Source organism: Winkia sp. C0117E2, assembly GCF_056590455.1.
The window spans coordinates 23,693-50,515 of record NZ_JBWPWD010000009.1 but is presented as its reverse complement, the minus strand read 5'-3'; the positions used below and the strand labels follow the sequence as shown (position 1 = coordinate 50,515).

Genomic DNA, 26,823 nt, shown 5'->3' with positions numbered 1-26,823 from the left:
GCCGACGAACCGCTGGTCGAAGTATCTACCGACAAGGTCGACTCCGAGGTTCCTGCTCCGGTATCCGGCTACCTAGTCGAGATCGTCGTCCCTGAAGACGAGACCGTAGACGTAGACACAGTCATTGCCCGCATCGGCGCTTCTGCAGACGCAGGTTCCAAGCCAGCGAAGGCTGCGCCGGAGGAAGAAAAGAAGGAAGCTCCGAAGGCACCTGCTGCTCCTAAGGCTCCCGCAGCCCCCAAGGCACCTACTCCGCCAGCTCCTCCGAAGGCACCTGCAGCTCCGAAGGCACCTGCTGTTCCTAAGGCTCCCGCAGCCCCCAAGGCACCAGAGGCTCCCAAACCTGCCGGTAAGCCTGCCGCAACTGGCTCAGCTGCAAAGGGAGGCTACGTAACCCCGATCGTGCGTAAGCTCGCCAAGGAAAAGGGTGTGGATCTAGCGACCGTCACCGGCACCGGCATTGGAGGCAGGATTCGCAAACAGGATGTGCTGGAAGCTGCAGCTCATCCGAAGGCCACTCCTGCTTCAGCAGATGCACCGGCCGCCAAGAAGGCATTCCGCGCAACCACTCCCGAGTGGCAGAAGGGACTTCGTGGCAGCACCCAAAAGATGTCTGGTCTACGGCGCACCATCGCCAAGAGGATGGTGGAATCGCTGCAGGTATCCGCACAACTGACTACTGTTGTCGAGGTCGATGTAACCCGCATTGCCAACCTTCGCAAGAAGGCTAAGGCCTCGTTCCAGGAGCAGCAGGGTACCAAGCTCACCTTCCTCCCCTTCTTCGTCAAGGCGGCAACTGAAGCCTTGCAGGCTCATCCCAAGTTGAATGCTCGCATCGATGGCAAGGAAGTAACCTACTTCGATCACGAGCACGTTGGCATCGCGGTAGATACGCCGAAGGGCTTATTTGTACCGGTAATCAAGGATTGTGGCGAGAAGGATATTGCTCAGATCGCCCATTCGATCAATGATCTGGCCTCCCGCACCCGCGATGGCAAGGTCAAGCCGGATGAACTGTCGGGATCGACCTTCACCATTACCAATACCGGTTCTGGTGGGGCCCTGTTCGACACCCCGGTTATCAACCAGCCCGAGGTCGCAATCTTGGGAGTCGGCACTATTGTCCGTCGCCCGGTTGTAGTAAAGGATGCCGATGGAAACGAGAACATATCAATTCGTTCCATGGTCTATTTGGCTATCAGCTATGATCACCGCCTCATCGACGGTGGCGACGCAGCTCGCTACCTCATGGCAGTAAAGCAGCGCCTAGAAGAGGGCGACTTTGCTGAAGAAGTAGGACTGTAGCAGTTCTCTTACGGTGGGCCGGTCGGATTCGACCGGCCCACTTTTTATTCCCTAGTAACCGACACTATTTTGCCGTTCCTAATTTTGAACGTTGCTTTGTACTCGACACTATTCACTCGTTGACAGGTCTGATTACACTGCTGATGACTGCTCTGGGTGATAGTGGCAACTACCTTGCCGTTAGCTTCGTGTTCACCCGTAACTTTGATCTTCAATCCTTTTGCAGTTATTCCATTCTGCTGCATCTGCCTATACAAGTTCATGTCTGCCTGTTGTGAGGGTGAATTTGGAAAACTGACGCTAGCGAGAGCTTCTTTATCCATTTTTTCAAGGGCTGCGGCCCTCTGTTTCAGCAGTTTTGAGAGCACGGACGCACCTGGAGCCAAGTCTGCTGCTCGTTTTTCTTCTGTCCGGGGGCTCTTGTGCCCCTGCACAGTGGGTGGCACAGATTCCAGCTGTTTAGCAGCACTACTTGCGACCTGTTTTGGCTCCCCTGATAACGCCGATGATTCGCTCTTTCCGCTAAGGAATGACCCAAGTACTATCCCGATGCCAGCACAGGCGATCACAACCCCCATAGATATGACTGACCACCTGGGTTTTTTAGCATGTTTATCAGGTTCGATAGTGACAGCGTCAAGTAACCCAACCGAGCGTAGTGCCGCCACCGGTTCGGGAGTGAGTGCACGTGCAGGAGGTTCTGCTGAGAAGTCCTGTAGCAGACTTTCGGCCGCCGGACGCTCCTGCGGATCTAGTGCATCCGCGCTGAGTGACGGAACACCCAGTTCCTGACATATTCTGCCCCACCCGTAGATGTCGCGCGCGGGAGTATCTGGCTCTGAAGGCACATACGAAGGCGTTCCTTTTCTTTCATTCGAAAGGTCAGGATCAATCAACGTTGCCCGCCCGCCCTCTGAAACAAGTATGTTCGCGGGAGAAACGTCTCCGTGCGTTACGCCACGCCGATGCAGCGCAGCTAGTGCCTCCAGTATGTCGGCTGCAATCCTACGAGGACGCAGGAGCTCGATTTCTGAATTGAGCGGACTCCCTTCGACGAGTTCCATTATTAGAACCCACCGGTTATCGACAGGAACCAGATCATGCAATGTGCCTAGGTGCGGCCCATCAACCTGGGAAATTGAGCTATAACGGTCCGGGTCAGGATACTTCACAAACTTTGCAGCCCATATCTTGCCCGCCTTATCCCGCACCTTCCACACGGGACCAAGACTGGCAAAACCTATGACCTCAAGCACTTCATAACCGCGAATCCTCATGCTTCTACCGAACCACGCCAATCCCCCTCGTTGTAGGGGGTACACAAATCTGTGGATAACTTTTTGTTTTAGAGGTTCTAACACGTAGAATTCAGGCTAGATACAAGCAGAAAGTAGGAATTGATGGCTAAGGACGATACTGCCGCGCCGAAACGGTCTTTTTTCGCCAACATTAAAGATGCATTTACCCTGACCAAACGCTCCTACCCTTGGGTAGGATGGGCCCTCGCGGGCGCATTTGTTATCCCCCTGCTTGTAGCAGTCCTCGTGGGATGGCTAACCTCTCATCTAGTCTTGGGCATTCTTTTTGGCATCTCGCTTGGCCTTCTGGCTACTACCGCAACTCTGTCGCGACTCATGAACCGCGCAATGTACAAGCAACTTGATGGACATGCAGGCGCTGCAGGGGCCATCATGAGGCAGATCCGGCGTGGCTGGGACATCGAAGAACAGCCCGTTGCTATGAACCGCAATCAGGATCTCGTTTACCGACTAGTTGGTCGTCCAGGAATCGTTCTTGTCTCTGAGGGAGCTCCGGCCCAGGTAGAGCGCATGCTAGCTGACGAGGCAAAGAAGGTTTCCCGAGTTGCTCCCAAGGTAGAGGTACACCAGATCCAAGTTGGACATGCAAAGGGACAAGTTCCTTTGGATCAACTTCTGCGCACTATCAATAAGCTAAAGAAGACGCTACGCAAGGAAGAAGTTCCGGTCGTAACCAACCGACTTCGCTCACTACAAGCAAAGTCGATGAACATGCCCCGAGGAATAGATCCCTCAAAGGTGAAATTCAACCGCAGGGCTCTACGAGGCAAATAGAGCACTTTTTTGTGAAACGGCTCCCACCTGGTGGGAGCCGTTTTGCATACCAATGCAGAAGTATGCATAATATTCCTAACAGTTAATATTTATAAGGAGCCACCCCGATGAAGAAAATCTTCTGTATTGCCGCAGCAACCGCCCTTTCCTTGTCTGCGTGCTCTGGTGCAGACAACGCTACCCCCGGATCGGATTCCTCCGATCCGGGTGAGAAGGGCTACGACGTATCTAAGATTCAAAAAGACGACAAAGTCGCCGCCCTCGTTCCGCAAGAAATATCTAAACGGGATCTACTGCGCTCCGTCGCCTCCGCGGACTATGCTCCTGCGGAATATCTAAAGATCGATGGTCAAACACCTACTGGTTATGACATCGACTTGGTAAATGCGATGGCCAAAGTCATGGGGCTAAAGGGCGGAAACACTAAGCATGCCGCCTTCGACTCGATTATTCCGCAGATCGGCTCAAAATTCGATCTTTCGTTGAGCTCATTCTCGATCACCCCGCAGCGCGAAAAAGAGGTCAACATGATCTCCTACGTCCAGGTCGGATCCGCCTTTGGCACCGCAAAGGGAAATCCCAACAAATTTGATCCTTCTAACCCCTGCGGCAAAACCATCGGCGTGCAAAAAGGCACCTTCCAGTACGACTACGTCGAGACCCTATCTGACAAATGCGCTGCGGAAGGCAAGGAGAAAATCAAAGTAAAGCCGCACGATCTACAAACCGAGATCGCTCCTAAAGTCGCAGGCAAGCAGTACGATGCAACCTTCGCCGACTCAACCGTAATCGGATATACCGTGAAGAAGTCCAACGGCTCTATCGAGCAGATCGGCGATGTACTCAAGGCCTCTCCCCAGGGAATTATTATCAATAAGAAAGATGAGGCATTGACCAAGGCAGTGCAGGCGGCTATGCAGTCACTCATGGACTCCGGCGAGCTAAAGAAGATTCTTGCACATTACGGTGCAGATAAGGCAGGCCTATCTAAGGCCGAGATCAACCCTGCCGTATCTGACTAACAGAAAAACGAAGAAGCCATGCGCAAGCTAGCGGAACTCGAGAGCAAGATGGGCGCTCCCATCGCTGCTCTAGCGCCCAAAAAGCTAGCTTCGCATGGCTTTCTTTACAACGCCGCAATCGGTTTGGTGAGCACGATGTCCGAGGTCGTGAAGGTAGCGGGCCAAAATACTAAATATGCCCAGTCCTCGCCTCACAAGTGCGCTGCAGACGGCAAAGTAGGAAACAGAGTTTTCACTCCCCACAAACCCCAAAAATCTCCGAAGTTGCAGGCAGGCAACACGATGCAACTTTCGCCGATTCAATCACTGTGGGATATTCAATACGAGGGACCAATGGCGACTTCACCCACGTTGGTGACACCATTGAATCTGCCCAAAAAGAATGCAGAAAATAATCCGCAAGTTAGAAAATAGGTATGGAAGAGCTACATAGGAATAATCCTCAGCCCGTGTTCAAACCGGGCCGATTGATTGGCGCAGTGGTAGTAGCGCTAATTGCACTCGCGATAATCAACTCGCTGGTGACCAATCCCAACTACCGCTGGGATGTTGTTGGCCAGTATTTGTTCCATCCATCAGTAATGCGGGGTATTGTATTCACCCTGCTACTGACGGTAGGAGCTATGATAATAGGCATCATTTTGGCTACTACCATGGCGATTATGCGCCAGAGCCAGAATCCCGTAACAAAGTCTGTAGCGTGGTTTTACATCTGGTTTTTCCGCGGCACTCCAATCTATACCCAGCTCATCTTCTGGGGGCTTCTTCCCACTTTGTACCAGACAATATCTCTCAAAGTACCTTTTGGGCCCGAGCTGTTTTCTTACTCCACCGATAAGATCCTTACTCCAGGACTGTGTGCCCTGCTCGGATTGGGGCTGAACGAGGGCGCGTATCTAGCGGAGATCATTCGCTCGGGTCTAAATTCGGTGGACCGTGGCCAGACCGAGGCAGCTACTGCACTGGGTATGAAACCGGCGAAAATAATGCGCAGAATCATTCTGCCTCAGGCTATGCGCGTGATCATTCCTCCAACCGGCAACGAGACCATTTCGATGCTCAAGACTACCTCTCTGGTAGCCGCTGTTCCCTTTACTTTGGAACTCCAGTTCGCGGTACAGGAACTCGGAAACAGGACATTCACTCCGATTCCCCTACTACTTGTAGCGGTGTTCTGGTACCTGCTGATCACTTCAATTCTTATGGTTGGCCAGTACTACATCGAACGCTACTTTGGCCGCGGTTTCGAACAGCGCTCCTCTACTGGTAGTAAAAAGACTGCAATTTCCGAGAACTCCAACACTGCATTTATGGATGTGACCCCATGAGCGAAGCAACAAGTATGGTCAAAATCGAAGGCGCCCACAAATTTTTTGGTGACCTGCATGTCCTTCAGGGTATTGACCTAGAGATCAAGCACGGCGAGGTATGTGTTCTCCTTGGTCCCTCTGGATCTGGCAAATCAACCCTTTTGCGCTGTATCAACGAATTGGAGTTTATTTCCGCAGGACGTATCTACCTAAATGGCGAACTCCTCGGAATGACCGAGGAAAAGGCCCCTAAAGGGATCCTGAATAAATGGCGCGCTCACCGCCATGGTTCAATTACCCCCGAAGGAACTCTGCTCAAGCGACGTTCTGATGGCGAGGTCGCAAAACAGCGATCTAGAGTTGGGATGGTATTCCAGCGATTTAACCTTTTCCCCCACATGACCGCGTTGCAAAACGTGATGGAAGCACCAGTCCAGGTAAAAGGTGTCCCAAAAGAACAGGCGCGCAAACTCGCTCTGCAACACCTTGATCGCGTCGGTCTGCTTGACCGGGCAGATCACTACCCATCAGAACTATCTGGCGGTCAGCAGCAGCGCGTTGCTATTGCAAGGGCACTAGCTATGGAACCAGAGCTCATGCTGTTTGACGAGCCAACGTCAGCCCTCGACCCTGAGCTAGTTGGCGAAGTACTGGGGGTAATGAAGGATTTGGCCGCCGAAGGTATGACGATGGTTGTGGTTACTCACGAAATAGCTTTTGCCCGTGAGGTCGCGGATAAGGTTGTCTTCCTAGATAAGGGACAGATCGTCGAGTACGGCACTCCCGAAGAAGTAATCGAGCACCCAAGCCAACCTAGAACTCGCGAATTCTTCGACAAAGTGCTTTAAGAATTTGGGGGAAGGCAGCTGCCTTCCCCCAAATTCTTTACGCTTTACCTTCCATTGCACGCATGGCCTGCTGAGAGGACAGTGGCTCGCCTGCATCATCGCGCACTGGCCATTCCTCTATCGGTTTGCCGGCCCACGTCAAAGCCGTAAAAGACCCGGGTTCGCCCTCTAATAAAGTCGTTTGGGTATTCGGGACGGGAAATTGCGATATTAGCTGCTCGGTAATCTGATTCGTTCGAGAGGCTGCGTATAACCGCATAACAGCGCCATGACAGACGATACCGGCGGTGCCCTCACCTACCTTTGCGTGGGCCTCTTTTACAACCTTGTCGAAACGATCAAGAATTTCTTGTCCGGTCTCTGCTCCCGGCATTCGGTAAGACAGGTCTCCCCTGACCCACCTGATCAACGTAGACAGGTACTCGGTAACTGATTCGGCATCAGTGTTCATCTCGAGTTCACCAGCACGAACCTCTCGGAGTCCTTCTCGGACCTGCAAGTCAAGGTCGAACTTCTTCGCCAGTGGAGCTGCAGTCTGCTGGGCTCGCTGAATAAAGGAACTGTACAGCGCATCGAGCTTCGGCAGCCCCCGATCCTCCCAGCCCGCGGCAAGACTGGCAGCTTGGTTCATGCCATCCGCATTCAAGTCTGCGCCCGGATAAGCTGTATCCAGCGCTCCCGCTAGGTTCGACGACGTTTGTCCATGGCGAATCAGTACTAGTTTCATTTCCTACCCGTAAAATATTTCTTCCATTACGTCTCTGCAATGTCGTGCCTTACGACGATAATCGTCAACTAGGCTACGCTCGCTTCTCTGGTATCCCAGTATCAACGATACGGCAGCTATCTCGTCATTAGTTCGTGGCAACAAATCCAGTTTAGCGCCCCCGTCACGACCAGAAGCGAGCGTATTGGCAGCTCTAATGCGAGTCGCGGCATTCCATGCGGCTTCCAGCGCTCGCGCCTGGGCGGGCGTAACCAGGCTTAGGCGTTCGGCCTGTCCCAGCGCGTCGAGCGTATTGGTGGTACGCAACGCAACGTCCTCATGCGCATGCATCAACTGGAGCAGTTGAATGGTCCACTCTGCATCCGATAGTCCCCCGGGCCCCAGTTTCACGTGCGAGCGCGGGTCCATCCCCCGGGGCAAACGTTCTGCCTCCATTCGAGCCTTCAACATCCTAATACTCTTCAATTCGTCATTGTCGAAGGAATGGCCGTACCGGAAACGGTCAATTATCTCCATGGCCTCATCCAGCACTTCAGGATCACCCGCTACTGGTCGTGCGCGGAGTAGAGCCTGCCGCTCCCATGGGGAGGCCCATCGTTCATAATAGGAGCGAGTCGATTCTAGACTCCTAGCAGTCGGACCATCTTTGCCCTCTGGGCGTAACCCCAGATCTACTTTGAACGGCCTTTGCGGGCCCACATCCGAAAGCAAGGACTTCAGCGTAGCAACTGTATGCTCGGCCTCTTCCTGTGCCCCCTCGCCTACCGGCGAGTAGACAACCATAAGATCGGCATCCGAAGCGTATCCAGGCTCTTCGCCTCCTAGACGCCCCAGCGCGATAATCCCCATCCGCGCTTTCGGAGAGGTTCCAGCACTGCGATGCGCCAGTTTCAGGGCAGCAGCCAGGGCTGCATCATTTACAGGCGTAATATATTTTCGAGCACGTTCGGGATCCACGCCGCTCAAACAGTCCGCCAGAGCTGCCCGCAATAGTTCGCGAGAACGAATCTCACGCACTAATTGTGCTGCCTCCCCTGCATCGTCATGCCTAGAAACAATGGCCATCATCTCGCCAGAAAGGCGCTCTTTCTCGCGCGCTTCCAGTTCAATAGGGTGATCAAGCCATGCCACAGCAGCCGGGAAATGTTCGAACCCATCCGCACAGTACGTGCTCGTTGGCAGTAGTTTCGCTAGGTAACCTGCGGCGACTCTAGAATCTCGCAGCATTGCCAAGTACCAATGCGACGTACCAATGATCTCGCTAAGTCGGCGGAATCTAAGCAATCCCGCGTCAGGATTTGCCCCGTCCGCGATCCATCCGATCATCACCGGTAGCAGATGTCTCTGCAATGCTGCTCTCCTGCTGACTCCAGCAGTCAACGCTTCAATGTGACGCAAACTTCCCGCCGGGTCCTTATAACCAATTGCTTTCAGTCGCGCACTAGCCGCTTCTGGGGAAAGAGCAGCCTCATCAGCGGAAAGGGAAGCCGTTGCCGGCAATAGGGGGCCGTAAAACAGTTCTTGGTGCAGAGTTCGAACATCGTGGCGAACGTGTGTCAGCTCGATCTGTAGGGAGCGGGCATTCGGGTATTTCTGCGCATCTATAGACCTTCCTATCCTCCTGAGCTCCTTTTCAGAGGACGGAATCAGCGCGGTCCTGCGAAGTCGGAATAACTGCGTTCGGTGTTCGACACATCTTAGGAAACGGTAACACCTGGCTAATTTCGCGGCTCCTTCGCGGGCAATGTACCCCTGCGCGGCTAGCGCCTGAATAGCCTCCAGGGTATGTGGTACGCGCACAGACTCGTCGTAGCGGCCGTGGACAAGCTGCATTAGCTGGATTGTCATCTCTACATCTCGTAGCCCACCCGGCCCGAGCTTCAGTTGACGTCCTTTCTGCTCCGAGGGCACATTTGCTTCCACTCGCAGTCGCATATTTCTTGCGTCCTCGACAAAACCCTCCCGAGCTGATGCTTCCCATACTAGAGGGCCCACAAGAGCAGAGAATTTTTCAGCTAGCTCCTTGTCCCCTGCCGCATATCGAGCTTTGAGCAAAGCCTGAAATTCCCACGACTGTGCCCATTTCGAGTAGTAGGTTTTGTAGGAGTCAAGAGTTCTTGCAACAGCTCCGTCTGCACCCTCTGGCCGAAGTCCCAAGTCAAGAGGCCATAGTGGCAGCTCCTCGCCGGGTCCACTGCAGATAGCTGTGAGGGCGGTGATTATCTTTCCGGCCACCTCGATTACGTCGCTCTCTGGAATGTCCGAGTTCGCCTCAGCAACAAACATGACGTCGACGTCCGAAATATAGTTGACCTCTCCAGCTCCCGTTTTTCCCAGAACGATTACTGCGAGACGAATGTTCTCTTGTGGGTCAACCTTATTCTGGGCAACCCGAAGTCCAGCTTGCAAGGTCAAGTCGACCAGGGCTGAGATACACCGACTTACATAGGAAACAATATCCAGTGCTCGATCAGACGATAGATCGGCAGACGCAATCTGGCTGAGTGCTCTGCGATACGCCCTCCGGATTTCGTCTGTGCTATCCACGCTCGCAAATAGCTGCCTGTAGTTACTTGCCCATGCCGCCGCTGCTGCCGCTTCAGCGCCAGGGTCATAGCTACCGGAAAAGATGTCAGAAAATGTCTGCGACGCAGCTGATTCAAAAACTTCCAGGTCATCGGGATGAGTGGCAAGGTGATCACTAAGTGCCTGCGAAAGTCCGAGTATTGAAAACAATTGCTTGCCACAGTGGGCCATGGCGTTCTGTGCCCGCGACGGGGCCTCCTCGCACAAACGAAGTAGCCCAAGCAACGCCATGTCCGGATCTGCAGCGTCGGCCAAAAATGGGGTCGGGTCAGCCCACTCTTCGAGTTCTTCTAACCACTTCTTCGCCCTCTGCACATCGCGCACACCAGCCTTGCGAAGTTTCAGCGAGATATCCGGTGCGATCCTCATAGGAAGAACTGGCGGAGCTCAAATTCTGTAACCTGTGCCCTATATTCTTGCCACTCGCGCTCCTTATTCGCGATGACAAATTCGAACACCTCTTCTCCGAGAGTGGCGGCTACCAGGTCAGATTTCTTCATTGCCTTTACAGCGCTGGATAGTGAGGACGGCAAGGAGGGAATTCCCAACACCCGCCGTTCCTGGTCCGTTAGAGCCCAGACATTATCCTCCGCTTCGGGGGCCAATTCATACCCGTTCTCGATACCAGCAAGCCCGGCTTCCAGTAGAACTGCAAATCCCAGATATGGGTTCACTGCCGGATCTAGCGCTCGATATTCGATCCGCGCGGATTCCGGCTTATTGGGTTTGTAGTTTGGAACTCGTACCAATGCCGACCTGTTGTTATGTCCCCAGCAAACGAACGAGGGCGCTTCTCCGCCTCCCCACAACCGTTTGTAAGAATTTACATGTTGGTTAGTTACTGCAGACATTTCTTGTGCGTGAGTCAAGATGCCTGCAATAAATGAGCGAGCAGTCCGAGACAGCTGGTACTGCCCCGACGGATCGTGGAACGCATTGCGCTCGCCCTCAAATAAAGACATATGGGCGTGCATGCCAGAACCAGGTACGCCAGCTATCGGTTTCGGCATAAAGGTTGCCTGCATATCTTCCCGAAGAGCAACCTCTTTGACCAAGGTCCGGAAGGTCATAATATTGTCGGCTGCTGTAAGCGCGTCTACCGACCGGAGATCGATCTCGTTCTGTCCCGGCCCTCCCTCGTGGTGACTCATCTCGACGCTGATGCCCATAGCTTCGAGCATTTCAATTGCTCGGCGCCTAAAATCGTTGTCGCCTCCACGAGCGACATGGTCGAAATAGCCCGCCTCGTCTACCGGCACAATTCGTCCGTCTGCGTCCCGGGTTGGCTTCAACAGATAGAACTCGATCTCGGGGTGGATTCTAAACGAGAAACCTAGTTTTGCCGCATGATCTAATGCCCGCTCCAGCACCGCCCTCGGATCTGTCTGAGCAGCAGACCCGTCGGGATTAGTTAGATCGCAGAACATTCTTCCCACGGGGTCACTGTCAGTACACCACGGCAGCAATTGGAACGTAGAAGCGTCCGGCCGCAGAATCATGTCTGACTCGTAGACCCTGCTAAGACCCTGAATAGCCGATCCATCAAAACCAATGCCTTCGGCGAACGCTCTCTCAAGTTCCACCGGGTCAATAGCAACCGACTTCAGAACACCAAGTACATCTGTAAACCATAGGCGCACAAAGCGGGTATCGGACTCAGCTATTTTTGTCAGAACTTCTTCTTCTACGGGCCTCATTTGGCGCTACCAAATCCCTTCGAGATCGCTTCCAATGCAGCAGTCATTTCGGCAGGCACTATCCAAGTCTTGTTGCCGTCACCCTTAGCAAGTTCCGGCAGCATTTGCAGATAGCGGTAGGACAGAAGTTTCTCGTCGGGATTACCTTCGTGAATGGCACGGAATACCTTCGCAATAGCCTCTGCTTCGCCCTCTGCACGAGTCACGGCTGCTTCTGCGTCACCTCGTGCAATAAGAACCGCAGACTTGCGCTGCCCTTCCGCTTCAGTCACCTGAGATTCGCGCTGCCCTTCAGCGGTAAGAATAGCAGCTCTCTTATCCCGCTCGGCACGCATCTGCTTTTCCATTGCCTCTTGGATAGATGGGGGCGGATCGATCGCTTTAATTTCTACTCTGTTGATGCGAATACCCCACGCTGTTGTGGCGGAATCCAACACCCCGCGCAACTGCGTGTTTATCGAATCGCGCGAAGTCAAAGTGTCTTCTAGATCCATAGTGCCAATAACGTTACGCAGAGTGGTCGCTGTTAGCTGCTCGATCGCGACCAGGTAGTTCGCAATTTCGTATGTGGCCTGCTCAGGGCTGTTTATTTGGTAGTAAATAACAGAGTCGATAGTTACCGATACGTTGTCTGCCGTGATAACTGGCTGGGGCGCAAAAGCGACCACCTGTTCCGACAAAGATACAACTGCCCGCTTTGAATCAATGAAAGGAATCAGCACATGCAGCCCCGGGGTCAGTGTCGTCTGGTATCTGCCCAGTCGTTCCACCACTACGGCCGTGGCTTGCCGCACCACAATAATGGACTTAGATATTGCAATCACTACGGCAAAGGTTATGAGCAGGAATATCACTATTCCGATCATTCCCGCCGGCGCTAAGGAAAAAGCTGACATTCTTGTCTCCTCATCTACTTACTGGGGCCACTACTGCGGTAGCTCCCCTTACTTCTATAACGCGGATTCCAATGCCCCGTGGAATATCGTGATCTGAGGTAGCTGACCATCGCTCCCCGTCTAGCATTATAGTGCCGCCAGCTGGGCTTACAGGCGAGGTTGTAACTCCCTCGCGGCCTTCATAGCGCGAGACATTGAATGCAACCCGAGGGGTCGATGCTTCCAGTTTCTTCTTGATAAGTGGTCTAACTGTAAGCACAAGAACCGAGGAGACTGCTGCAAACAAAAGGATGTGCAACCACCACAGATTTGGCCAAAAGAACGCGCAGATGCAGCTTGCTGCTGCACCAATCCCTAGCATCAGGAAGAAGAAATCACCGCTTAGCAGTTCCACTATCACGGCCATCAGAGCGGCCCCTAGCCAGACCCAACCAATCATTTCTTATCCGCCTTATGGGCCCACCAACGGCCCTCACTACCTCCCACGGAAAGTGGATATTCAAACAGGTTGGAAACATTCTCAGAAGTAAGGATCTGGGAAATTGGCCCGCTCTTGACGACCTGTCCTTCCTTTAGCAGGAGGGCGTGGGTGAAACCGCGGGGTATCTGCTCCACATGATGGGTGACCATGATCATTGCTGGAGCGTGCTTATCAGTGGATATCTCTGTGAGAGCTCCCAGCAAGTCCTCACGTGCTCCCAAATCGAGGCCGCGCGCTGGTTCGTCTAGCACCAATGCTTCAGGATCGGGCATCAGTGCTCGCGCAATCATGACTCGCTGCCGCTCGCCATCCGAGAGGCTGTCTACCTCACGATCTTTCAGGTGTGAAATGCCAAAAAGATGCAGCAGATCTTGTGCTCTCTGACGATCTATGTCCTCGAACGTCTGTTCCTGGCTGGAGGGAGCGCCGTACACAGAACTGAGTATTGCGTCTATAGCGTGGGTGCCCGAGGGAACTAGTTGATCAGCTACGTCCCCAATGGTGCCCACTCGGGAACGCAGTTCCGCCAGATCTGTCTGTGCCAGTTCTTCATCCAGCACGCGGACTGTTCCCGCATCGGCCTCTATGCCTCCGCTCAGCAATGACACCAGCGTAGTCTTTCCGGCTCCGTTAGGGCCAAGGATTACCCAGTGCTCGCCCTCGTTAACACTCCAATTGACCTTATCTAGGATTACGGTGGTGCCTCGGCGCACCCGTACGTCATTAAGCTCTATAACTGCTGCCATATTTTTACCCTATACGGTTCCGTTCCGGCGTGCGCTAGCGCACCAAATCTTCGTACATCGCAACGGTTTTCTTGCCAATGGACTCCCAGGTGAAATGTTCTTTACACCTTTCCAATCCTGCCTGCCCCATTCGTCGCGCCCGATCCGGATCTGCAAGTACCGCATTGATGCGTTCCGCCATGGCTCCTTCGAATTCGGCAGGTTCGAGTGGCGTTCCAGTACCGTCATCTTTTTGCTCGATTGGAACAAGGAAACCCGTCTCTCCTTCCACTATGACATCCGGGATACCACCAGTTTTCGTTCCTACGACAGGAAGTCCCAAAGCCATTGCCTCCAGGTTCACAATGCCGAGTGGTTCATAGATCGAAGGAGTAACGAACACAGTCGCGGCAGAAAGAATTGCAATGATTTCCTTGCGGGGCAGCATTTGCGAAATCAGGATTACGCCGCTTCGCGTCTCGCTAAGTTTTTCTACTAGCGTGTCTACCTCGTTAGCGATCTGTTCAGTATCAGGCGCTCCTGCACACAGCACAATTTGCGCATCTTTATCAACGTTTTGCAAGGCTTTCAGTAGATGAGGAAGCCCCTTCTGCCTGGTAATTCTGCCGACAAAAACTATGGTCTTCCGATCGGGATCGATGCCGAATTTTTTCAGTACTTCCCCTACCTGAGCATTATCTTGTGGGCGTTTCCAGACTTCGAGGTCGATACCGTTATGGATTACCCGCACTTTTTGTTCATCAATACTTGGGTAAGAGCGCAAGATGTCTTGGCGCATACCATTTGAGACCGCAACGATCTGATCAGCGCCCTCGTAGGCAGTTTTCTCGGCCCATGAGCTGAGGTGATATCCGCCCCCGAGTTGCTCTTCTTTCCACGGCCTCAGCGGTTCCAAAGAATGAGCAGATACCACGTGCGGTACGTCCCACATCAGTGCTGACCAGTGGCCAGCCATATTCGCGTACCAAGTATGCGAGTGCACCAAATCAGTCCCTTGCGTATTCGGCACCATTTGCAGGTCAACTCCGAGTGCCCGCAAAGCCCCGTTGGCCTCCTTTAGTTCGGCAGGATAGTCGTAGCCGTATACCCTGTCTTGCTGACGAGGCCCATCAAAGGCATGCACTCTAAGATCTATGCTCCGCCTCAACACCTTGGCTAATTCTTCGACATGCACGCCAGCACCACCGTAGACGTGAGGGGGGTATTCGCGGCTAAGCAGATCAACGCGCATGGGAGGCTCCTAATCCGATCATCTCAATTGTGAACACCATTACTTTATCGAATTCCAAACCCGTGCGCGGGGTGTTACTTGCCCGCTAAAGTTGAAGCATGTCCACACCACGCGTATTAGCTTTCGTCCTTGCCGGCGGCGAAGGAAAACGCCTTATGCCTCTTACTGCTGACCGCGCCAAGCCAGCGGTCCCTTTCGGAGGACATTTTCGGCTGATTGACTTCGCCCTTTCCAACATGGTGAATTCCTCCTACACCAAGGTAGTGGTGCTCACCCAATACAAATCCCACTCTCTGGACCGCCACATCTCCAAGACCTGGCGAATGTCAACCCTGTTAGGCTCTTACGTAACACCTGTGCCCGCCCAGCAGCGCAAAGGTGCCCACTGGTACCTAGGCTCGGCCGATGCCGTATATCAAACTCTCAACATCGTCCGAGACGAAAAGCCGGATTACCTAGTGATAGTCGGCGCCGACAATATTTATCGTATGGACTTCTCCCAGATGGTCCAGAAGCATATCGAAACCGGGGCTGCGCTCACAGTAGCGGGTATTCGCCAGCCGATCGAACTTGCAGATCAATTCGGTATCCTAGAAACAGACGGCGACAAGATCTCTGCGTTTGTAGAGAAGCCTTCTTCCACTCCGGGGCTTCCGGATGATCCCAGCAAGGTACTTGCTTCAATGGGTAACTATGTTGTCACCACGGATGCCTTCGTCAACTTCCTCGAACAGGATTCTCTAGATAAGAAATCCGAGCACGACATGGGCGGAGACGCGGTTCCATACTTCGTTGATCGAGGCGAAGCAGGCTTCTACGACTTCATCGACAATAACGTCCCCGGATCTACCGATCGAGATCGCGATTACTGGCGTGACGTCGGTACCTTGGACGCTTATTATGACGCCAATATGGATCTGATATCTGTCCACCCGATCTTCAACCTTTACAACCAGGAGTGGCCTACTTACACGCAGATTGAGGGATCGACTCCGCCTGCAAAGTTCGTCTTTGACGACGAGGGACGTCGCGGTCTAGCTGTGGATTCACTGGTTTCTCCGGGAGTCACCATCTCTGGCGGGCACGTCGAAGGATCCGTACTCTCTCCGGGCGTGTATGTGCACTCCTACTCCCGTGTCGACGACTCCGTGGTGATGCACAACTGCCGGATAGGTAGACATGCCCAGGTCCAGCGAGCCATCCTAGACAAGAACGTCGTGGTTGAGCCCGGCGCCAAAATTGGATTCGATCACGAGCACGATCGCGCTCGCGGTCTTTCAGTGACTGAATCTGGCATCGCCGTCGCTCCGAAGGGTTTGGTAATCCCCCAGTGACGAGGTTCGTCCGGCTCGTCTGCCCAGATTCAGCATCGCTAGGCATCGCACTCGCGGAGGTTCCAACTCCCCGCGCAATAGCAACGGAGGCAGACTTCGCGGTTGCTTCCTGGGAACGTCAATCGATGGAGCCTTGCCCATGCACGGCTACTGCATCTTGGGCTGAAGTACCTGCGGGTCTGAACCGGCAACCTCTTGTAGTATCCGATGCCGACGGCACCTTGTTTGAACAAGAGGTCATTGAAGAGCTTGCCTTCGAAGCGGGCACGCTGCAAGAGGTAGCCGCGATCACTGCCGAAGCCATGAACGGCCGCATGGATTTTGCCGAGTCCTTGCATCGACGGGTAGCTACGCTAGAGGGGCTTGACGAGGAGGCCTTCGCAAGAGTCCGCGCTCGAATGAGGGTCAGCACAGGAACTAACTCACTCATAAACCGAACTCACCAGGCTGGAGGGAAGTTCGCTGTCGTCTCTGGCGGCTTTGTCGAGGTTGTTGATCCAATAGCAAGCGGGCTGGGAGTGGATTACGTGCTCGCCAACAGGCTAGAAGTTAGCGGTGGAGTGCTTACCGGTAAGCTTGCCTCTGAGGTAGTCGGCCCAAACCAGAAGGTGTGGGCAATTGCTAGCTGGAAAGCTTCTAGTACTACCCCGGTAGTTGCTATCGGAGATGGTGCAAATGATATTCCTATGCTTTCCGCTGCCAATTTCGGCGTAGCGTTTTGTCCAAAGCCCGCGCTTGCTAGAGTAGCTGACACAGTAATGCCGTGGCGAAACCTTGGATCGGTTTGGGGGTTCATAGGAAATGAAATGTTCAGCCAGACAGTGCACTGAGCCTGCAGCATACGCCGTGTGCTGGAGAAATCCGAAATTGCACTACGGACGCGAGAAAGTCTGGTTAGCCTGCGAAGGACATCGTGATTTCCTTGTTGAGTATGTAAAACTCCGGGACTTCCCAGTCCGCGCAATCACAGTTGAAGAGTATCTAAAAACAGAAGAATAGCTACTTAAGTTCTACTAGATCCATATAGGATTCGTCCCACAAATCCTCGTCGCCATCGGGAAGCAGAATCACTCTATCTGGTTCCAGAGCCCGAACAGCGCCCGCATCGTGCGTTACCAGGACGACTGCCCCTTCATAGTTTCCAAGGGCATTCAGGATTTCTTCGCGAGAGGCTGGATCCAGGTTATTAGTGGGCTCATCCAAGAGCAGAACATTCGCTGCAGATACCACCAGAGTTGCCAGGGCAAGCCGGGTCTTCTCGCCGCCAGAGAGAACTTTGGTCGGCTTATATACGTCGTCTCCGCTAAAAAGAAATTGTCCCAGCACATTGCGAACATGGGTGTCATCCAGGTCCGGGGCGGCATGAGTCATATTTTCGAGCACAGTCGCTTCCATGTCCAAGGTCTCGTGCTCCTGGGCATAATAGCCAAGTTTCAGTCCGTGCCCGTCCACTACCTCACCCATGTCAGGTTCCTCAAGGTGCGCAAGGAGGCGCAAAAGGGTTGTCTTACCGGCACCGTTGAAGCCAAGAACTACAACTCGCGAGCCGCGATCAATCGCAAGGTTCACCCCCATGAATACCTCCAGCGAGCCATAGGTCTTGGTAAGGTCTTCGCCACGCAGTGGTACTTTGCCGCAGGAAGCGGGTTCAGGGAACCGTAACCTGGCCACTTTTTCCTCTTGCCCAACAGCACCGACAGAAGCCAACAGTTCATCAGCACGCCTGAGCATCTGCTGTGCCGCGACAGCCTTAGTCGCCTTGTAGCGCATCTTTTCGCCTTGGGCGCGCAGTGCTTCCGCCTTCTTCATCGCATTTGCCCTCATTCGAGCGCGACGTTTTTCGTCATCACTGCGCTGGCGCAAGTAGGTATCCCAATCAGTCTGGTATATATCTATGACTCCCCTAGCTGCGTCCATGTAAAACACCTGATTCACGGTGTCCTTCAGCAATTGGACTGAGTGGGTTATTACCATGAACCCGCCCGCATAGGATCGCAGATAGTCGCGAAGCCAAATAATAGAATCATGATCAAGGTGGTTGGTCGGCTCGTCCAAGAGCAAAATGTCAGCTTTTGAAAACAGCACCCTAGCGAGCTCAACCCGGCGTCGCTGACCGCCAGAAAGCGTGTGAAGAGGCTGCTTCATAACCTCTTCGCTAAGTCCTAAATTGGCGGCAATCTGCGCAGCTTCCGCTCTTGCCGCATAACCACCTGAGATAGTGAACTCGTGGTCTAAACGCACATAGCGATTCATGGCCTTCTGCTGGCGTTCCCCAGTCAGTTCAGCCATCTGTTTTTCCGCAACCGCAATTTTGTGCAGCATTCGCGCCAAATCACGTGCCTGCAGGACCCGTTCCATGCCACTTTGCTCGGGGTCACCCACCTTGGGATCCTGAGACAAGTAACCGACGGTACCGGAGTTAGATACCTGACCGGAGTAGGCAATGGTGCCTTCTTGCTCAGCCAAACCTGCTAGAAGGGTCATAGTCGTGGTCTTGCCGGCACCGTTCCGCCCCACAAGACCAATGCGGTCGCCTTTCCGAATGGAAAAGTTGGCACCGCTAACCAGCTGCCTATCACCGATAGAGATCGACAAATCCTGCGCAGTAATCACTGCCCCATCCTAAAACAGCCGCGCTGCAGAGGCTAAAAAGAAGCCAAAACCGGTGAGGTAATTTACCATTTGTATATGAGCTTCAATGACAATATCCAGTTAGATCCCGGGCGAGTCAGTACCTCCAAAGGCGGAAGGGGCGGACGCGGACTAGCTATTGGTGGCGGCGGCTCCCTTTTTGTCGTAATCGCCCTAGTGGTCATCTCCCAACTCACAGGGGTAGATCTAATTGGTGGCTTGACCGGCGGCGGCCAGCAACAACAGCAAAGCCAATCCGCGCAGCCAGGAATTGACTTGTCGCACTGCACCACTGGTAAGGCAGCAAATGAAAAAGACGAGTGCCGAATGGTTGCAACTGCACAGTCTCTAGACGCGATGTGGGCAGAACAGTTGCCCGAGCAAGCCGACGCGGATTATAAGAAGCCTGGCTTCCAGATATTCCAGGATTCTGTCAACACTCAATGCGGTGCTGCTTCAGCGAATGTGGGACCGTTCTACTGCCCCGGCGACAGCACTGTGTATCTTGATCTAAGTTTCTTCAACCAGCTAAGCCAATTCGGCGCAAAGAACGGGCCGCTGGCACAGGAATATATCGTTGCCCATGAGTTCGGCCACCATATTCAGAACCTAACCGGACAGTTCAATGCTCATGACACCCGCCAGCAGGGGGACGGCTCCGCCGCAGTACGCATGGAGCTGCAGGCTGACTGCTACGCGGGGATATGGGTTAACCATGCCTCCCAAACTGTTGACAAAAATAGCGGAGAAGCTTTCCTGAAGAAACCCAGCGATACTCAAATTGCTGACGCACTTGGCGTAGCAGCAGCTATCGGAGACGATCATTTACAGGAGCAAAGCCAAGGTGGAGTTAATCCAGATTCCTGGACCCACGGTTCCTCCGAACAACGCACCAGGTGGTTTAAGACCGGCATTGAGCAGGGATCCATGAAGGCCTGCGATACCTTTAGCGCCGACTCTCTGTAAGCTCAACAAATTAAATTAAATAGGTGTGGCCGGCGATAAGCCGGCCACACCTATTTAATAATGAGGTTCTACTTTGTAACCTCGGCCAGTAGCGAGTCGAGAGCGTTTACATACGCGTCAATCGCGGCATCATCATGCACAACTGACAGCGTCCACTCTTCCTCACGACCCGGAGTCATGAAAATACCGTGGTTCATATTCCACAGCCATGCCAGATCAGTGATTCCACCAGACTGGTGCTCAGCATAGGACTCATAGTCGACGATCTTCGCATCAGAGAATGTCACGCATCCTTTAGAACCAATTCCGACGGTGTAGGCCGCAATGTCGTATTTAGCTATGACTTCGCTACAGCCCTTCAGAATTCGATCATTTAGGTGGTCGAGGTGTTTGTATGCATCCGGCGTTAGTACCTGCTCGAGCGACGCGCGCGCAGCAGCCATCGACAGCGGGTTTCCAGAGTAGGTGCCCACCTGGTTTACGGTGTGATCCTCAACAACACTCATAACCTCAGCGGTGCCGCCGATACCACCTGCTGGTAGGCCGCCGCCTAGGGCCTTCGCTAACGTAACCATGTCTGGAGTTACGCCAAAGCGTTCAGTTGCCCCGCCAGCGGCTACGCACAGCCCGGTCTTAACTTCGTCAAAGATCAGCACTACCCCATGTTTCTTGGTAATTTCACGTACTGCCTCTAGATACCCCGGCTCAGGAAGCACCACACCGAGGTTCATCATGGCCGCTTCCATGATTACACACGCGGGTTTGCGCCCTTCCTTGTCGAGTTCAATAATGCGCGCCTCCATAGCTTCCGCATCATTGAACGGCACTGGAATAGTCAGCTCTACGGTCGACTCCGGGATGCCGCCACCATACGGCAGTTGCTTATAGTGATCGCGCGGACCAATATCGTCCCAAGCCACCCCGATCGATACCATTACCGCGTCATGATGACCATGGTATGAGCCGAATATTTTCATTATCGTGTCTCGGCCGGTATAAGCCCTGGCAATCCGAATTGCATCCATGGTTGCCTCGGATCCCGAGTTAGTAAAACGCCATTTCTCGAGCCCAAAACGTTCGGCCAGAATATTAGAGACCACGATGTCGTCTTCCGTAGCTGCACCAAAGTGAGAGCCTTTTGGCCACCGTTCAGCTAGTGCCTTTCCGATAGCCGGGTGACCATGCCCCTGCACCATCGAGCCGTAGCCGTTATGGAAATCATAGTACTCATTTCCATCTACGTCCCAGATTTTCGCGCCAGAACCACGATCAATATAGATTGGCCACGGATCACGCGCCTGGTACGCAGATGCTACCCCGTTTGATAGATGGTCCGCAGACTCGAACATCTGCTTGGACTTTTGAGTGTTGTCATTGAGAATCTTTTCCTGTTCCTCAATGAGTTTTTGAATTTTATTTTCATCGAGCTGTACAGTCATTTACTCCTCCGTTTTGGCTGCCATAGCCAATAAACCCTTATAAAGCGTTCGTAAACACTGAAGGTTTCTAAAACCTGCCACACTTATGGGACTTACGGCCTACACTAGTTGTGTGGTACATACTTTACACAATTTAGAAGATTTGTGCACTATTTCATAACAAACATTCTAAGTTACCCTTGTTCCGCCCCCTCCCCTCGGTGGCCCACTGTGGGGTTATGGGGTAGCGTGAACCCCACCAGTTTCGCTGCCTATCCAGGCCAGCACCAGGCGGAAGGAGCTAAGACGCATGTCCGTACTAGTTGGATATACCAGCGAGCCAAGAGGAAAAGATGCCCTGAAACTTGGCTGCATATTTGCTCGATCTTTTGATGCAAAAGTCGATATTGTGATGATCATTTTGCGCGAGCGGGCAAGCGTGGTCATGCCTGATGCTTCCTACGATATGATGGTCGAGGAACAGGCGCAGGCATGGATGGAAGAAGCTATCGAGGGATCAAACCTAACAATCAGAACCCATATACGATACGCCGACAGCGCCGAGGAAGGGCTCCTCGATGCCGTAGTAGAACTAAAACCAACCATGCTAGTGATATCCGGGTCGAAACGAAGTATGCTCGGGCGGCTCTCTTTGGGATCAGTCGGTCAAGCTCTCATGGCCACCTGCCCTGTTCCTCTAGCATTAGCTCCCCGCGGAATGCGTGATCTAAAGATAAAGGCACTGACACGTGTAACCGTGGGCGCAGACAACCGCCCAGGCAACAAAGATCTGTTGGCTTACGCCTGTTCAGTAGCCAAGAGGAGTGAAGTTCCCCTCCGAATAGTCTCCTGGGTAGCTACTCAAGACCTTCCAGATGTGCCCTCGCACAGCCGCGTACAAGAAAAGGCAGAGCAGCACATTCAAGATGTCCGAGAACAGGCAGAAATCCTCCTAGGAGCTGATTACCCGATAGAGCTCGAACTGACCGAAGGAAATTCCATCGAAGAGGCCGCTACTAATACAGATTGGCGTGAATCTGGACTAGCAGTCTTAGGTTCTTCACAACTGGCACAGCCTCGTAAGCTTTTCATGTCCTCGGTCGCATCTAAGATAATGCGCGCCATCCCCGTGCCATTGGTAGTTGTCCCCCGCGATGGGGCAGATCCAATCTCTGTTCTAGGTGATACCCATGGCGAATGAGGCAAAGACACCGTCCGCGAAAGGACTATCGGCAGATTCCGTTGGCCTTGTCGGCGCTATCGTTATCGGCCTTTCCTGTATCGCTCCCCCATATACTCTGACCGGCGCAATCGGCCCGACTGCCGCGGCAGTCGGACATCAGCTACCCGCGATCCTACTGATTGGATTCGTCCCGATGTTGCTGACCGCCTTCGGCTACAGGGAGCTTAACTCAGCTATTCCAGACGCAGGCACATCATTCACTTGGGGAGTGCGAGCTTTCGGCCCCTATCTGGGATGGATGAACGGGTGGGGACTTATCATTGCTACTACGGTCGTACTGTCGAATCTTGCCGGTATAGCAGTGGATTTCTTCTATTTAGCCGTTTCCCAAATTACTGGTAGACCTGAAATCGCCCAGCTTTCACAAAATATCGGGATAAACATCCTTACCTGCCTCGTTTTCATGGCAGTGGCAACCTGGATCTCCTATCGCGACATGCAGACAGCTCAAGTAGTTCAATACGTCCTCGTTGGCTTTGAACTTCTCATCTTCATCGGGTTTGGTGCTGTCATGTTCTATCTTGCCTACTCGGGCCAGGCCTATCATTTCAACCAGATTCAGCTCTCCTGGTTTAACCCATTTGAGCTCGGTTCAATGGCCCAGCTAGCCGCAGGCGTGTCGGTAGCCTTATTCATCTACTGGGGATGGGACGTAACCCTAACCATGTCCGAGGAAACCAAAGGTTCCGCTTCCACTCCTGGTAGAGCTGCAACTCTTACCGTGACAATAGTGGTCGTAATTTACATGTTCGTGTCCTTGGGGGCCATGTCTTACGCAGGCGTAGACCCAGCAGACGCTCTCGGACTGGGAAACCCAAAAATTGCTAACAATGCTTTCTTCGCCCTCGCTACCCCCGTCTTAGGCTCCGGTGCCATCCTAATCTCGCTAGCGGTCCTAGTCTCTACAATGGCTTCCCTACAGTCCACCGCGGTATCTCCGGCTAGAACAATGCTCTCTATGGCATATTACGGTGCAGCTCCCGAAAAGCTTGCATCAATTCATCCAAAATACTTCACGCCCGGATTTTCCACAGTTGTTGCAGCCGTTGCAGCTGGCACTTTCTACACTGTAATGAGGTTCCTCTCGGAGAAAGTACTGTGGGACACGGTAGCAACTTTAGGTGCGATGATTTGCTTTTACTATGGCCTCACTGCCCTAGCTTGCGTGGTCTATTTCAGGAAACGGTGGTTCACGTCCCTTGGAAGCTTCCTGATGACATTCCTATTTCCGGGCCTAGGCGCAGTCATGCTATTTGGCCTATTAGCAATCACTACCTATGATTCGTTCGACCCAAATTTCGGATCCGGTTCCGAGATAGGCGGCATAGGATTAGTCTTCATCCTTATGCTGTTTCTTCTAGGCCTCGGGGTTGTTCTAATGCTCATCTGTCGGTTCAGATACCCCGATTTCTTTGCAGGGAAATCGCCCTTACACAAATCGGTGGCCCCTGTGACAGGCCAGGAGGAACCTCCAACCATGATCGCAAATAGTTAGGCAGTTGTGGCCCTCATATAGTTGGACCACAACTGCCTAATCCAGGGCTACCAAGCTACGCTAAAGTACTGCGTCTCTTGGAATTCGCGGACTCCCTCACGGCCGCCCTCGCGCCCTATTCCAGATTGCTTTACTCCACCAAACGGAGCCGCAGGATCGGAAACTAGCCCTCGATTGACGCCAACCATGCCAGCGTCAATCTTCTCGGCAGTCCTCAATGCCCATTGCAAGTCTCCGTATATATAGGAGGCCAGCCCCATCTCGGTAGAATTTACATCCTTCAGCATCTGTTCTTCATCCGACCACACCAATATTGGCGCAATAGGACCGAAAATCTCGTTTTGGAATAACGAGGAGGAATTATCCTTTACCTCAATTACCTGAGGAGGTAGGAAATATCCCTCGAGATCTGGAAGCTCAGCCGAAGCAAGCACTTCAGCACCTTCAGATTCAGCATCGCGTAAAAGCTGATGCAACCCATCTAACGCCTTGCGATTCACCAACGGGCCGATTTCGACACCCTCGGTAAACGCAGACCCAACCTTCAGATCTTTCACCTTCGCGCACAGTTTTTCCTTGAATTCCTGGGCTACGGAGGCATTAACGTACAGCCGGTTTGCTGCCGTACAAGCCTGTCCCCCATTACGGAATTTGGCGACCATCGTGCCCTCCACCGCGGCGTCAACATCTGCATTAGCGCCTACGATGAAGGATGCATTGCCACCAAGTTCCATAGACGAATTGACGATTCGCTTCGCAGCCTGCTGCATAAGCAAGGATCCTACTGCTGTGGAGCCTGTAAACGAGATAATACGGACTCTAGGATCAGCCAACCAGGTCTCGGATATGTCAGCCGAGCTTTGCGATGGCACCATGTTGACAACACCATCTGGCACCCCGGCTTCCTTCAATATCCGCATGACCGCCAACGCGGTAAGTGGTGTTTCAGAGGCCATCTTTAACACCACTGTGCAACCTGCTGCAAGAGCTGGTGCGATCTTCCTGGTCGCCATGGCTGCCGGGAAGTTCCACGGGGTGATCAGTGCAGCTATTCCGATCGGTTTATGCGTCACCATAAGACGGGTTCCGCCAGCCGGCGGAACCGCATAGTCCCCATCTGACCGGACGGCTTCCTCGGAATACCACCTGAAAAATTCCGCCGCATAGGTTACTTCGCCCTTCGCATCGGACATAGCTTTGCCGTTCTCCCAGGCCATTAGCCCAGCCAACGGTTCAGCCTGCTCGAGCATGAGTGTGAAGGCCTTGCGAAGAATCTCGGCTCGCTCACGCGGAGAGGTATCTGCCCATCCCTCGAAAGCAGCTTCTGCTGCATCCACCGCCGCAGAAGCGTCCTGCCTAGTGCCGGAGGAAACCGACGCTATGACCTCAGTGGTAGCCGGATCATAGACAGGGAAGGTCTTGCCATCGCTCGCCGCCCTGGCTTTGCCGGCAATCCATACACCTTCTTCAGGATTAAGACCCCGGACAAACGCCTGCAACGAACTTGGTATCTCTACAGACATCTCTATAACCTCTCGATCACGGGTATAGCCCGCGTAGTTTGTGAGCATGCAAGACACGATCCACAGCCAACGCCGTGGCAGCTACTCGCAGAGTCACATCCTTTTCAGTCGCATACTCATCGACCTCTTCCCAGGCAGCCAACATGCGCCGAGATTGTTCGTTCTGCACTCGCTCGATGTCCCAGAAGAAGTTATCCCTGGACTGCACCCATTCGTAGTACGAAACTAGTACGCCACCGGAGTTAGCAAGAATATCTGGAACGATGAGTTTGCCTTCCTTATTCAGGATCTCATCTGCATCAGAAGTTGTGGGACCGTTTGCAGCTTCGACGATAATCGGAGCCTTGATGTTCTTCGCGTTATCTTCGCGAATCACACCTTCAATTGCTGCGGGAACCACCACGTCTACATCCAGCATCAAGACGTCTTCGGGATCCATTGCCGATGCTCCCGGGAAGTCAACCACCTTTCCGGTCGCGTCAACATGTTCGCCCAGCGCCTTGACATCGATTCCTTCGTCATTGCGAATAGCGCCATATACGTCAGAAATGGCAACTACCTTAATGCCGGCTTGCTCCATAAATTTCGCGGCGCCGCGACCTACCTTGCCAAATCCCTGCACCGTTGCAGTAGCGCCCTCAATATTCACGCCCAACTTCTGCAGGGCAGCTTTGACCATGAGGAACACGCCCAAGGAGGTGGATTCTGCTCTGCCGAGCGAGCCTCCCAGCTCTACCGGCTTACCGGTGCACGCGCCGGGAACCGTGTATCCGACAGACTGTGAATAGGTATCCATCAGCCACGCCATTGTCTGTTCGTTGGTTCCTACGTCTGGCGCAGGAACATCTTTTTCTGGACCTATGATCGGCAAAATTTCCGCGGTGAACCGACGAGTAACCCGTTCCAATTCCGCCTGAGAGTATTGGCTAGGATCGATTCGGACGCCACCTTTAGCGCCGCCATACGGAAGTGACAGCAGTGCGCACTTCCAGCTCATCCACATTGCCAGTGCCCGGACTTCGTCGATGTCAACTTGCTTTGCGAATCGAATGCCGCCTTTGGCAGGACCGCGAGACAAATTGTGCTGCACTCGGTAGCCGTGAAGTACTTCCCGAGTACCATCGTCGCGTTTTACGGGGATCGCAACGCTCATCTCACGCCGCGGAATGGCCAAGAGGTCGTAGTCAGCATCTGAAAACCCAAGGATCTCCTGAGCCTTCTTAAGCTGATTCTTCGCATCCTCATAAGGCCCCTGTGCCTTCTGAGTCATG

General features: G+C 53.3%; 23 protein-coding genes. 11 read left to right on the top strand and 12 right to left on the bottom strand.

Annotated features, from left to right (window positions below):
- Window positions 1-1,305, top strand: a 1,305-nt coding sequence (gene sucB / locus AC1EKG_RS10385) for a 2-oxoglutarate dehydrogenase, E2 component, dihydrolipoamide succinyltransferase (protein WP_285463754.1), incomplete at its 5' end; no start/stop codon positions are given.
- Between the two features lie 44 nt (window positions 1,306-1,349).
- On the opposite strand, the gene AC1EKG_RS10380 is transcribed toward sucB, so the two are convergent.
- On the bottom strand, window positions 1,350-2,582 hold the full coding sequence (locus AC1EKG_RS10380) for a protein kinase domain-containing protein (RefSeq protein WP_004805433.1): 1,233 nt from the start codon (window positions 2,580-2,582) through the stop codon (window positions 1,350-1,352).
- Between the two features lie 123 nt (window positions 2,583-2,705).
- On the opposite strand from AC1EKG_RS10380, the gene AC1EKG_RS10375 reads away from it, so the two are divergent.
- The 5 genes from AC1EKG_RS10375 to AC1EKG_RS10355 all read left to right on the top strand — a co-directional run bounded on the left by AC1EKG_RS10375 (window position 2,706) and on the right by AC1EKG_RS10355 (window position 6,578).
- The gene (locus AC1EKG_RS10375; protein ID WP_004805434.1) at window positions 2,706-3,398 is read left to right on the top strand and encodes a DUF4191 domain-containing protein; all 693 of its coding nucleotides are present in this window, start codon (window positions 2,706-2,708) and stop codon (window positions 3,396-3,398) included.
- A gap of 107 nt (window positions 3,399-3,505) precedes the next feature.
- A complete protein-coding gene (locus tag AC1EKG_RS10370; protein WP_004805436.1) occupies window positions 3,506-4,420 on the top strand; it encodes a transporter substrate-binding domain-containing protein in 915 nt (304 codons plus the stop codon).
- An 18-nt stretch (window positions 4,421-4,438) separates the two neighbouring features.
- On the top strand, window positions 4,439-4,834 hold the full coding sequence (locus AC1EKG_RS10365; RefSeq protein WP_004805438.1) for a hypothetical protein: 396 nt from the start codon (window positions 4,439-4,441) through the stop codon (window positions 4,832-4,834).
- A gap of 2 nt (window positions 4,835-4,836) precedes the next feature.
- On the top strand, window positions 4,837-5,748 hold the full coding sequence (locus AC1EKG_RS10360) for an amino acid ABC transporter permease (protein WP_004805440.1): 912 nt from the start codon (window positions 4,837-4,839) through the stop codon (window positions 5,746-5,748).
- Window positions 5,745-6,578, top strand: a complete 834-nt coding sequence (locus AC1EKG_RS10355) for an amino acid ABC transporter ATP-binding protein (protein ID WP_004805442.1) — start codon at window positions 5,745-5,747, stop codon at window positions 6,576-6,578. The genes AC1EKG_RS10360 and AC1EKG_RS10355 overlap by 4 nt, the downstream gene beginning before the upstream one ends.
- 37 nt (window positions 6,579-6,615) lie before the next feature.
- On the opposite strand, the gene AC1EKG_RS10350 is transcribed toward AC1EKG_RS10355, so the two are convergent.
- The 7 genes from AC1EKG_RS10350 to glgA are packed head-to-tail and all read right to left on the bottom strand — an operon-like array spanning window position 6,616 to window position 14,942.
- The gene (locus tag AC1EKG_RS10350) at window positions 6,616-7,305 is read right to left on the bottom strand and encodes a histidine phosphatase family protein (RefSeq protein WP_004805446.1); all 690 of its coding nucleotides are present in this window, start codon (window positions 7,303-7,305) and stop codon (window positions 6,616-6,618) included.
- Between the two features lie 3 nt (window positions 7,306-7,308).
- Window positions 7,309-10,260 carry a bifunctional [glutamine synthetase] adenylyltransferase/[glutamine synthetase]-adenylyl-L-tyrosine phosphorylase gene (locus AC1EKG_RS10345; RefSeq protein WP_004805447.1) on the bottom strand — a complete coding sequence of 984 codons (2,952 nt, stop codon included), beginning with the start codon at window positions 10,258-10,260 and terminating at the stop codon, window positions 7,309-7,311.
- Window positions 10,257-11,588 carry a glutamine synthetase family protein gene (locus tag AC1EKG_RS10340; protein WP_004805449.1) on the bottom strand — a complete coding sequence of 444 codons (1,332 nt, stop codon included), beginning with the start codon at window positions 11,586-11,588 and terminating at the stop codon, window positions 10,257-10,259. Before AC1EKG_RS10340 ends, AC1EKG_RS10345 begins: the two co-directional genes overlap by 4 nt.
- Complete coding sequence (locus AC1EKG_RS10335; protein WP_004805451.1) at window positions 11,585-12,484, bottom strand: SPFH domain-containing protein; 900 nt, start codon at window positions 12,482-12,484, stop codon at window positions 11,585-11,587. The genes AC1EKG_RS10340 and AC1EKG_RS10335 overlap by 4 nt, the downstream gene beginning before the upstream one ends.
- A gap of 10 nt (window positions 12,485-12,494) precedes the next feature.
- On the bottom strand, window positions 12,495-12,923 hold the full coding sequence (locus AC1EKG_RS10330; RefSeq protein WP_004805453.1) for an NfeD family protein: 429 nt from the start codon (window positions 12,921-12,923) through the stop codon (window positions 12,495-12,497).
- Window positions 12,920-13,711 carry an ABC transporter ATP-binding protein gene (locus AC1EKG_RS10325; protein ID WP_481067852.1) on the bottom strand — a complete coding sequence of 264 codons (792 nt, stop codon included), beginning with the start codon at window positions 13,709-13,711 and terminating at the stop codon, window positions 12,920-12,922. The genes AC1EKG_RS10330 and AC1EKG_RS10325 overlap by 4 nt, the downstream gene beginning before the upstream one ends.
- 34 nt (window positions 13,712-13,745) lie before the next feature.
- The gene (glgA, locus tag AC1EKG_RS10320) at window positions 13,746-14,942 is read right to left on the bottom strand and encodes a glycogen synthase (RefSeq protein ID WP_004805458.1); all 1,197 of its coding nucleotides are present in this window, start codon (window positions 14,940-14,942) and stop codon (window positions 13,746-13,748) included.
- 98 nt (window positions 14,943-15,040) lie between these two features.
- Between glgA and glgC the strand changes: the two genes are divergently transcribed.
- Both glgC and serB read left to right on the top strand, forming a co-directional pair.
- A complete protein-coding gene (glgC, locus tag AC1EKG_RS10315) occupies window positions 15,041-16,276 on the top strand; it encodes a glucose-1-phosphate adenylyltransferase (RefSeq protein WP_040314688.1) in 1,236 nt (411 codons plus the stop codon).
- 125 nt (window positions 16,277-16,401) lie between these two features.
- The gene (gene serB, locus AC1EKG_RS10310; protein WP_004805463.1) at window positions 16,402-17,106 is read left to right on the top strand and encodes a phosphoserine phosphatase SerB; all 705 of its coding nucleotides are present in this window, start codon (window positions 16,402-16,404) and stop codon (window positions 17,104-17,106) included.
- 169 nt (window positions 17,107-17,275) lie between these two features.
- Here the strand turns inward: serB and AC1EKG_RS10305 are convergent, their stop codons facing one another.
- Window positions 17,276-18,889, bottom strand: a complete 1,614-nt coding sequence (locus AC1EKG_RS10305; protein ID WP_004805465.1) for an ABC-F family ATP-binding cassette domain-containing protein — start codon at window positions 18,887-18,889, stop codon at window positions 17,276-17,278.
- A gap of 75 nt (window positions 18,890-18,964) precedes the next feature.
- Here AC1EKG_RS10305 and ypfJ point away from each other — a divergent pair, with 75 nt between their 5' ends.
- A complete protein-coding gene (gene ypfJ, locus AC1EKG_RS10300) occupies window positions 18,965-19,873 on the top strand; it encodes a KPN_02809 family neutral zinc metallopeptidase (RefSeq protein ID WP_048706583.1) in 909 nt (302 codons plus the stop codon).
- 68 nt (window positions 19,874-19,941) lie between these two features.
- On the opposite strand, the gene AC1EKG_RS10295 is transcribed toward ypfJ, so the two are convergent.
- The gene (locus AC1EKG_RS10295) at window positions 19,942-21,312 is read right to left on the bottom strand and encodes an aspartate aminotransferase family protein (RefSeq protein ID WP_004805468.1); all 1,371 of its coding nucleotides are present in this window, start codon (window positions 21,310-21,312) and stop codon (window positions 19,942-19,944) included.
- A 289-nt stretch (window positions 21,313-21,601) separates the two neighbouring features.
- On the opposite strand from AC1EKG_RS10295, the gene AC1EKG_RS10290 reads away from it, so the two are divergent.
- Both AC1EKG_RS10290 and AC1EKG_RS10285 read left to right on the top strand, forming a co-directional pair.
- The gene (locus tag AC1EKG_RS10290) at window positions 21,602-22,492 is read left to right on the top strand and encodes a universal stress protein (RefSeq protein ID WP_004805470.1); all 891 of its coding nucleotides are present in this window, start codon (window positions 21,602-21,604) and stop codon (window positions 22,490-22,492) included.
- Entirely contained in the window at window positions 22,482-24,029 is a 1,548-nt protein-coding gene (locus AC1EKG_RS10285; RefSeq protein WP_004805471.1) for an APC family permease, read from the top strand. Before AC1EKG_RS10290 ends, AC1EKG_RS10285 begins: the two co-directional genes overlap by 11 nt.
- Window positions 24,030-24,076: 47 nt before the next feature.
- Here the strand turns inward: AC1EKG_RS10285 and AC1EKG_RS10280 are convergent, their stop codons facing one another.
- Both AC1EKG_RS10280 and AC1EKG_RS10275 read right to left on the bottom strand, forming a co-directional pair.
- Complete coding sequence (locus tag AC1EKG_RS10280; RefSeq protein WP_004805472.1) at window positions 24,077-25,552, bottom strand: NAD-dependent succinate-semialdehyde dehydrogenase; 1,476 nt, start codon at window positions 25,550-25,552, stop codon at window positions 24,077-24,079.
- Window positions 25,553-25,568: 16 nt separating this feature from the next.
- Entirely contained in the window at window positions 25,569-26,822 is a 1,254-nt protein-coding gene (locus tag AC1EKG_RS10275; protein ID WP_048706598.1) for a Glu/Leu/Phe/Val family dehydrogenase, read from the bottom strand.
- Window position 26,823: the final 1 nt, after the last annotated feature.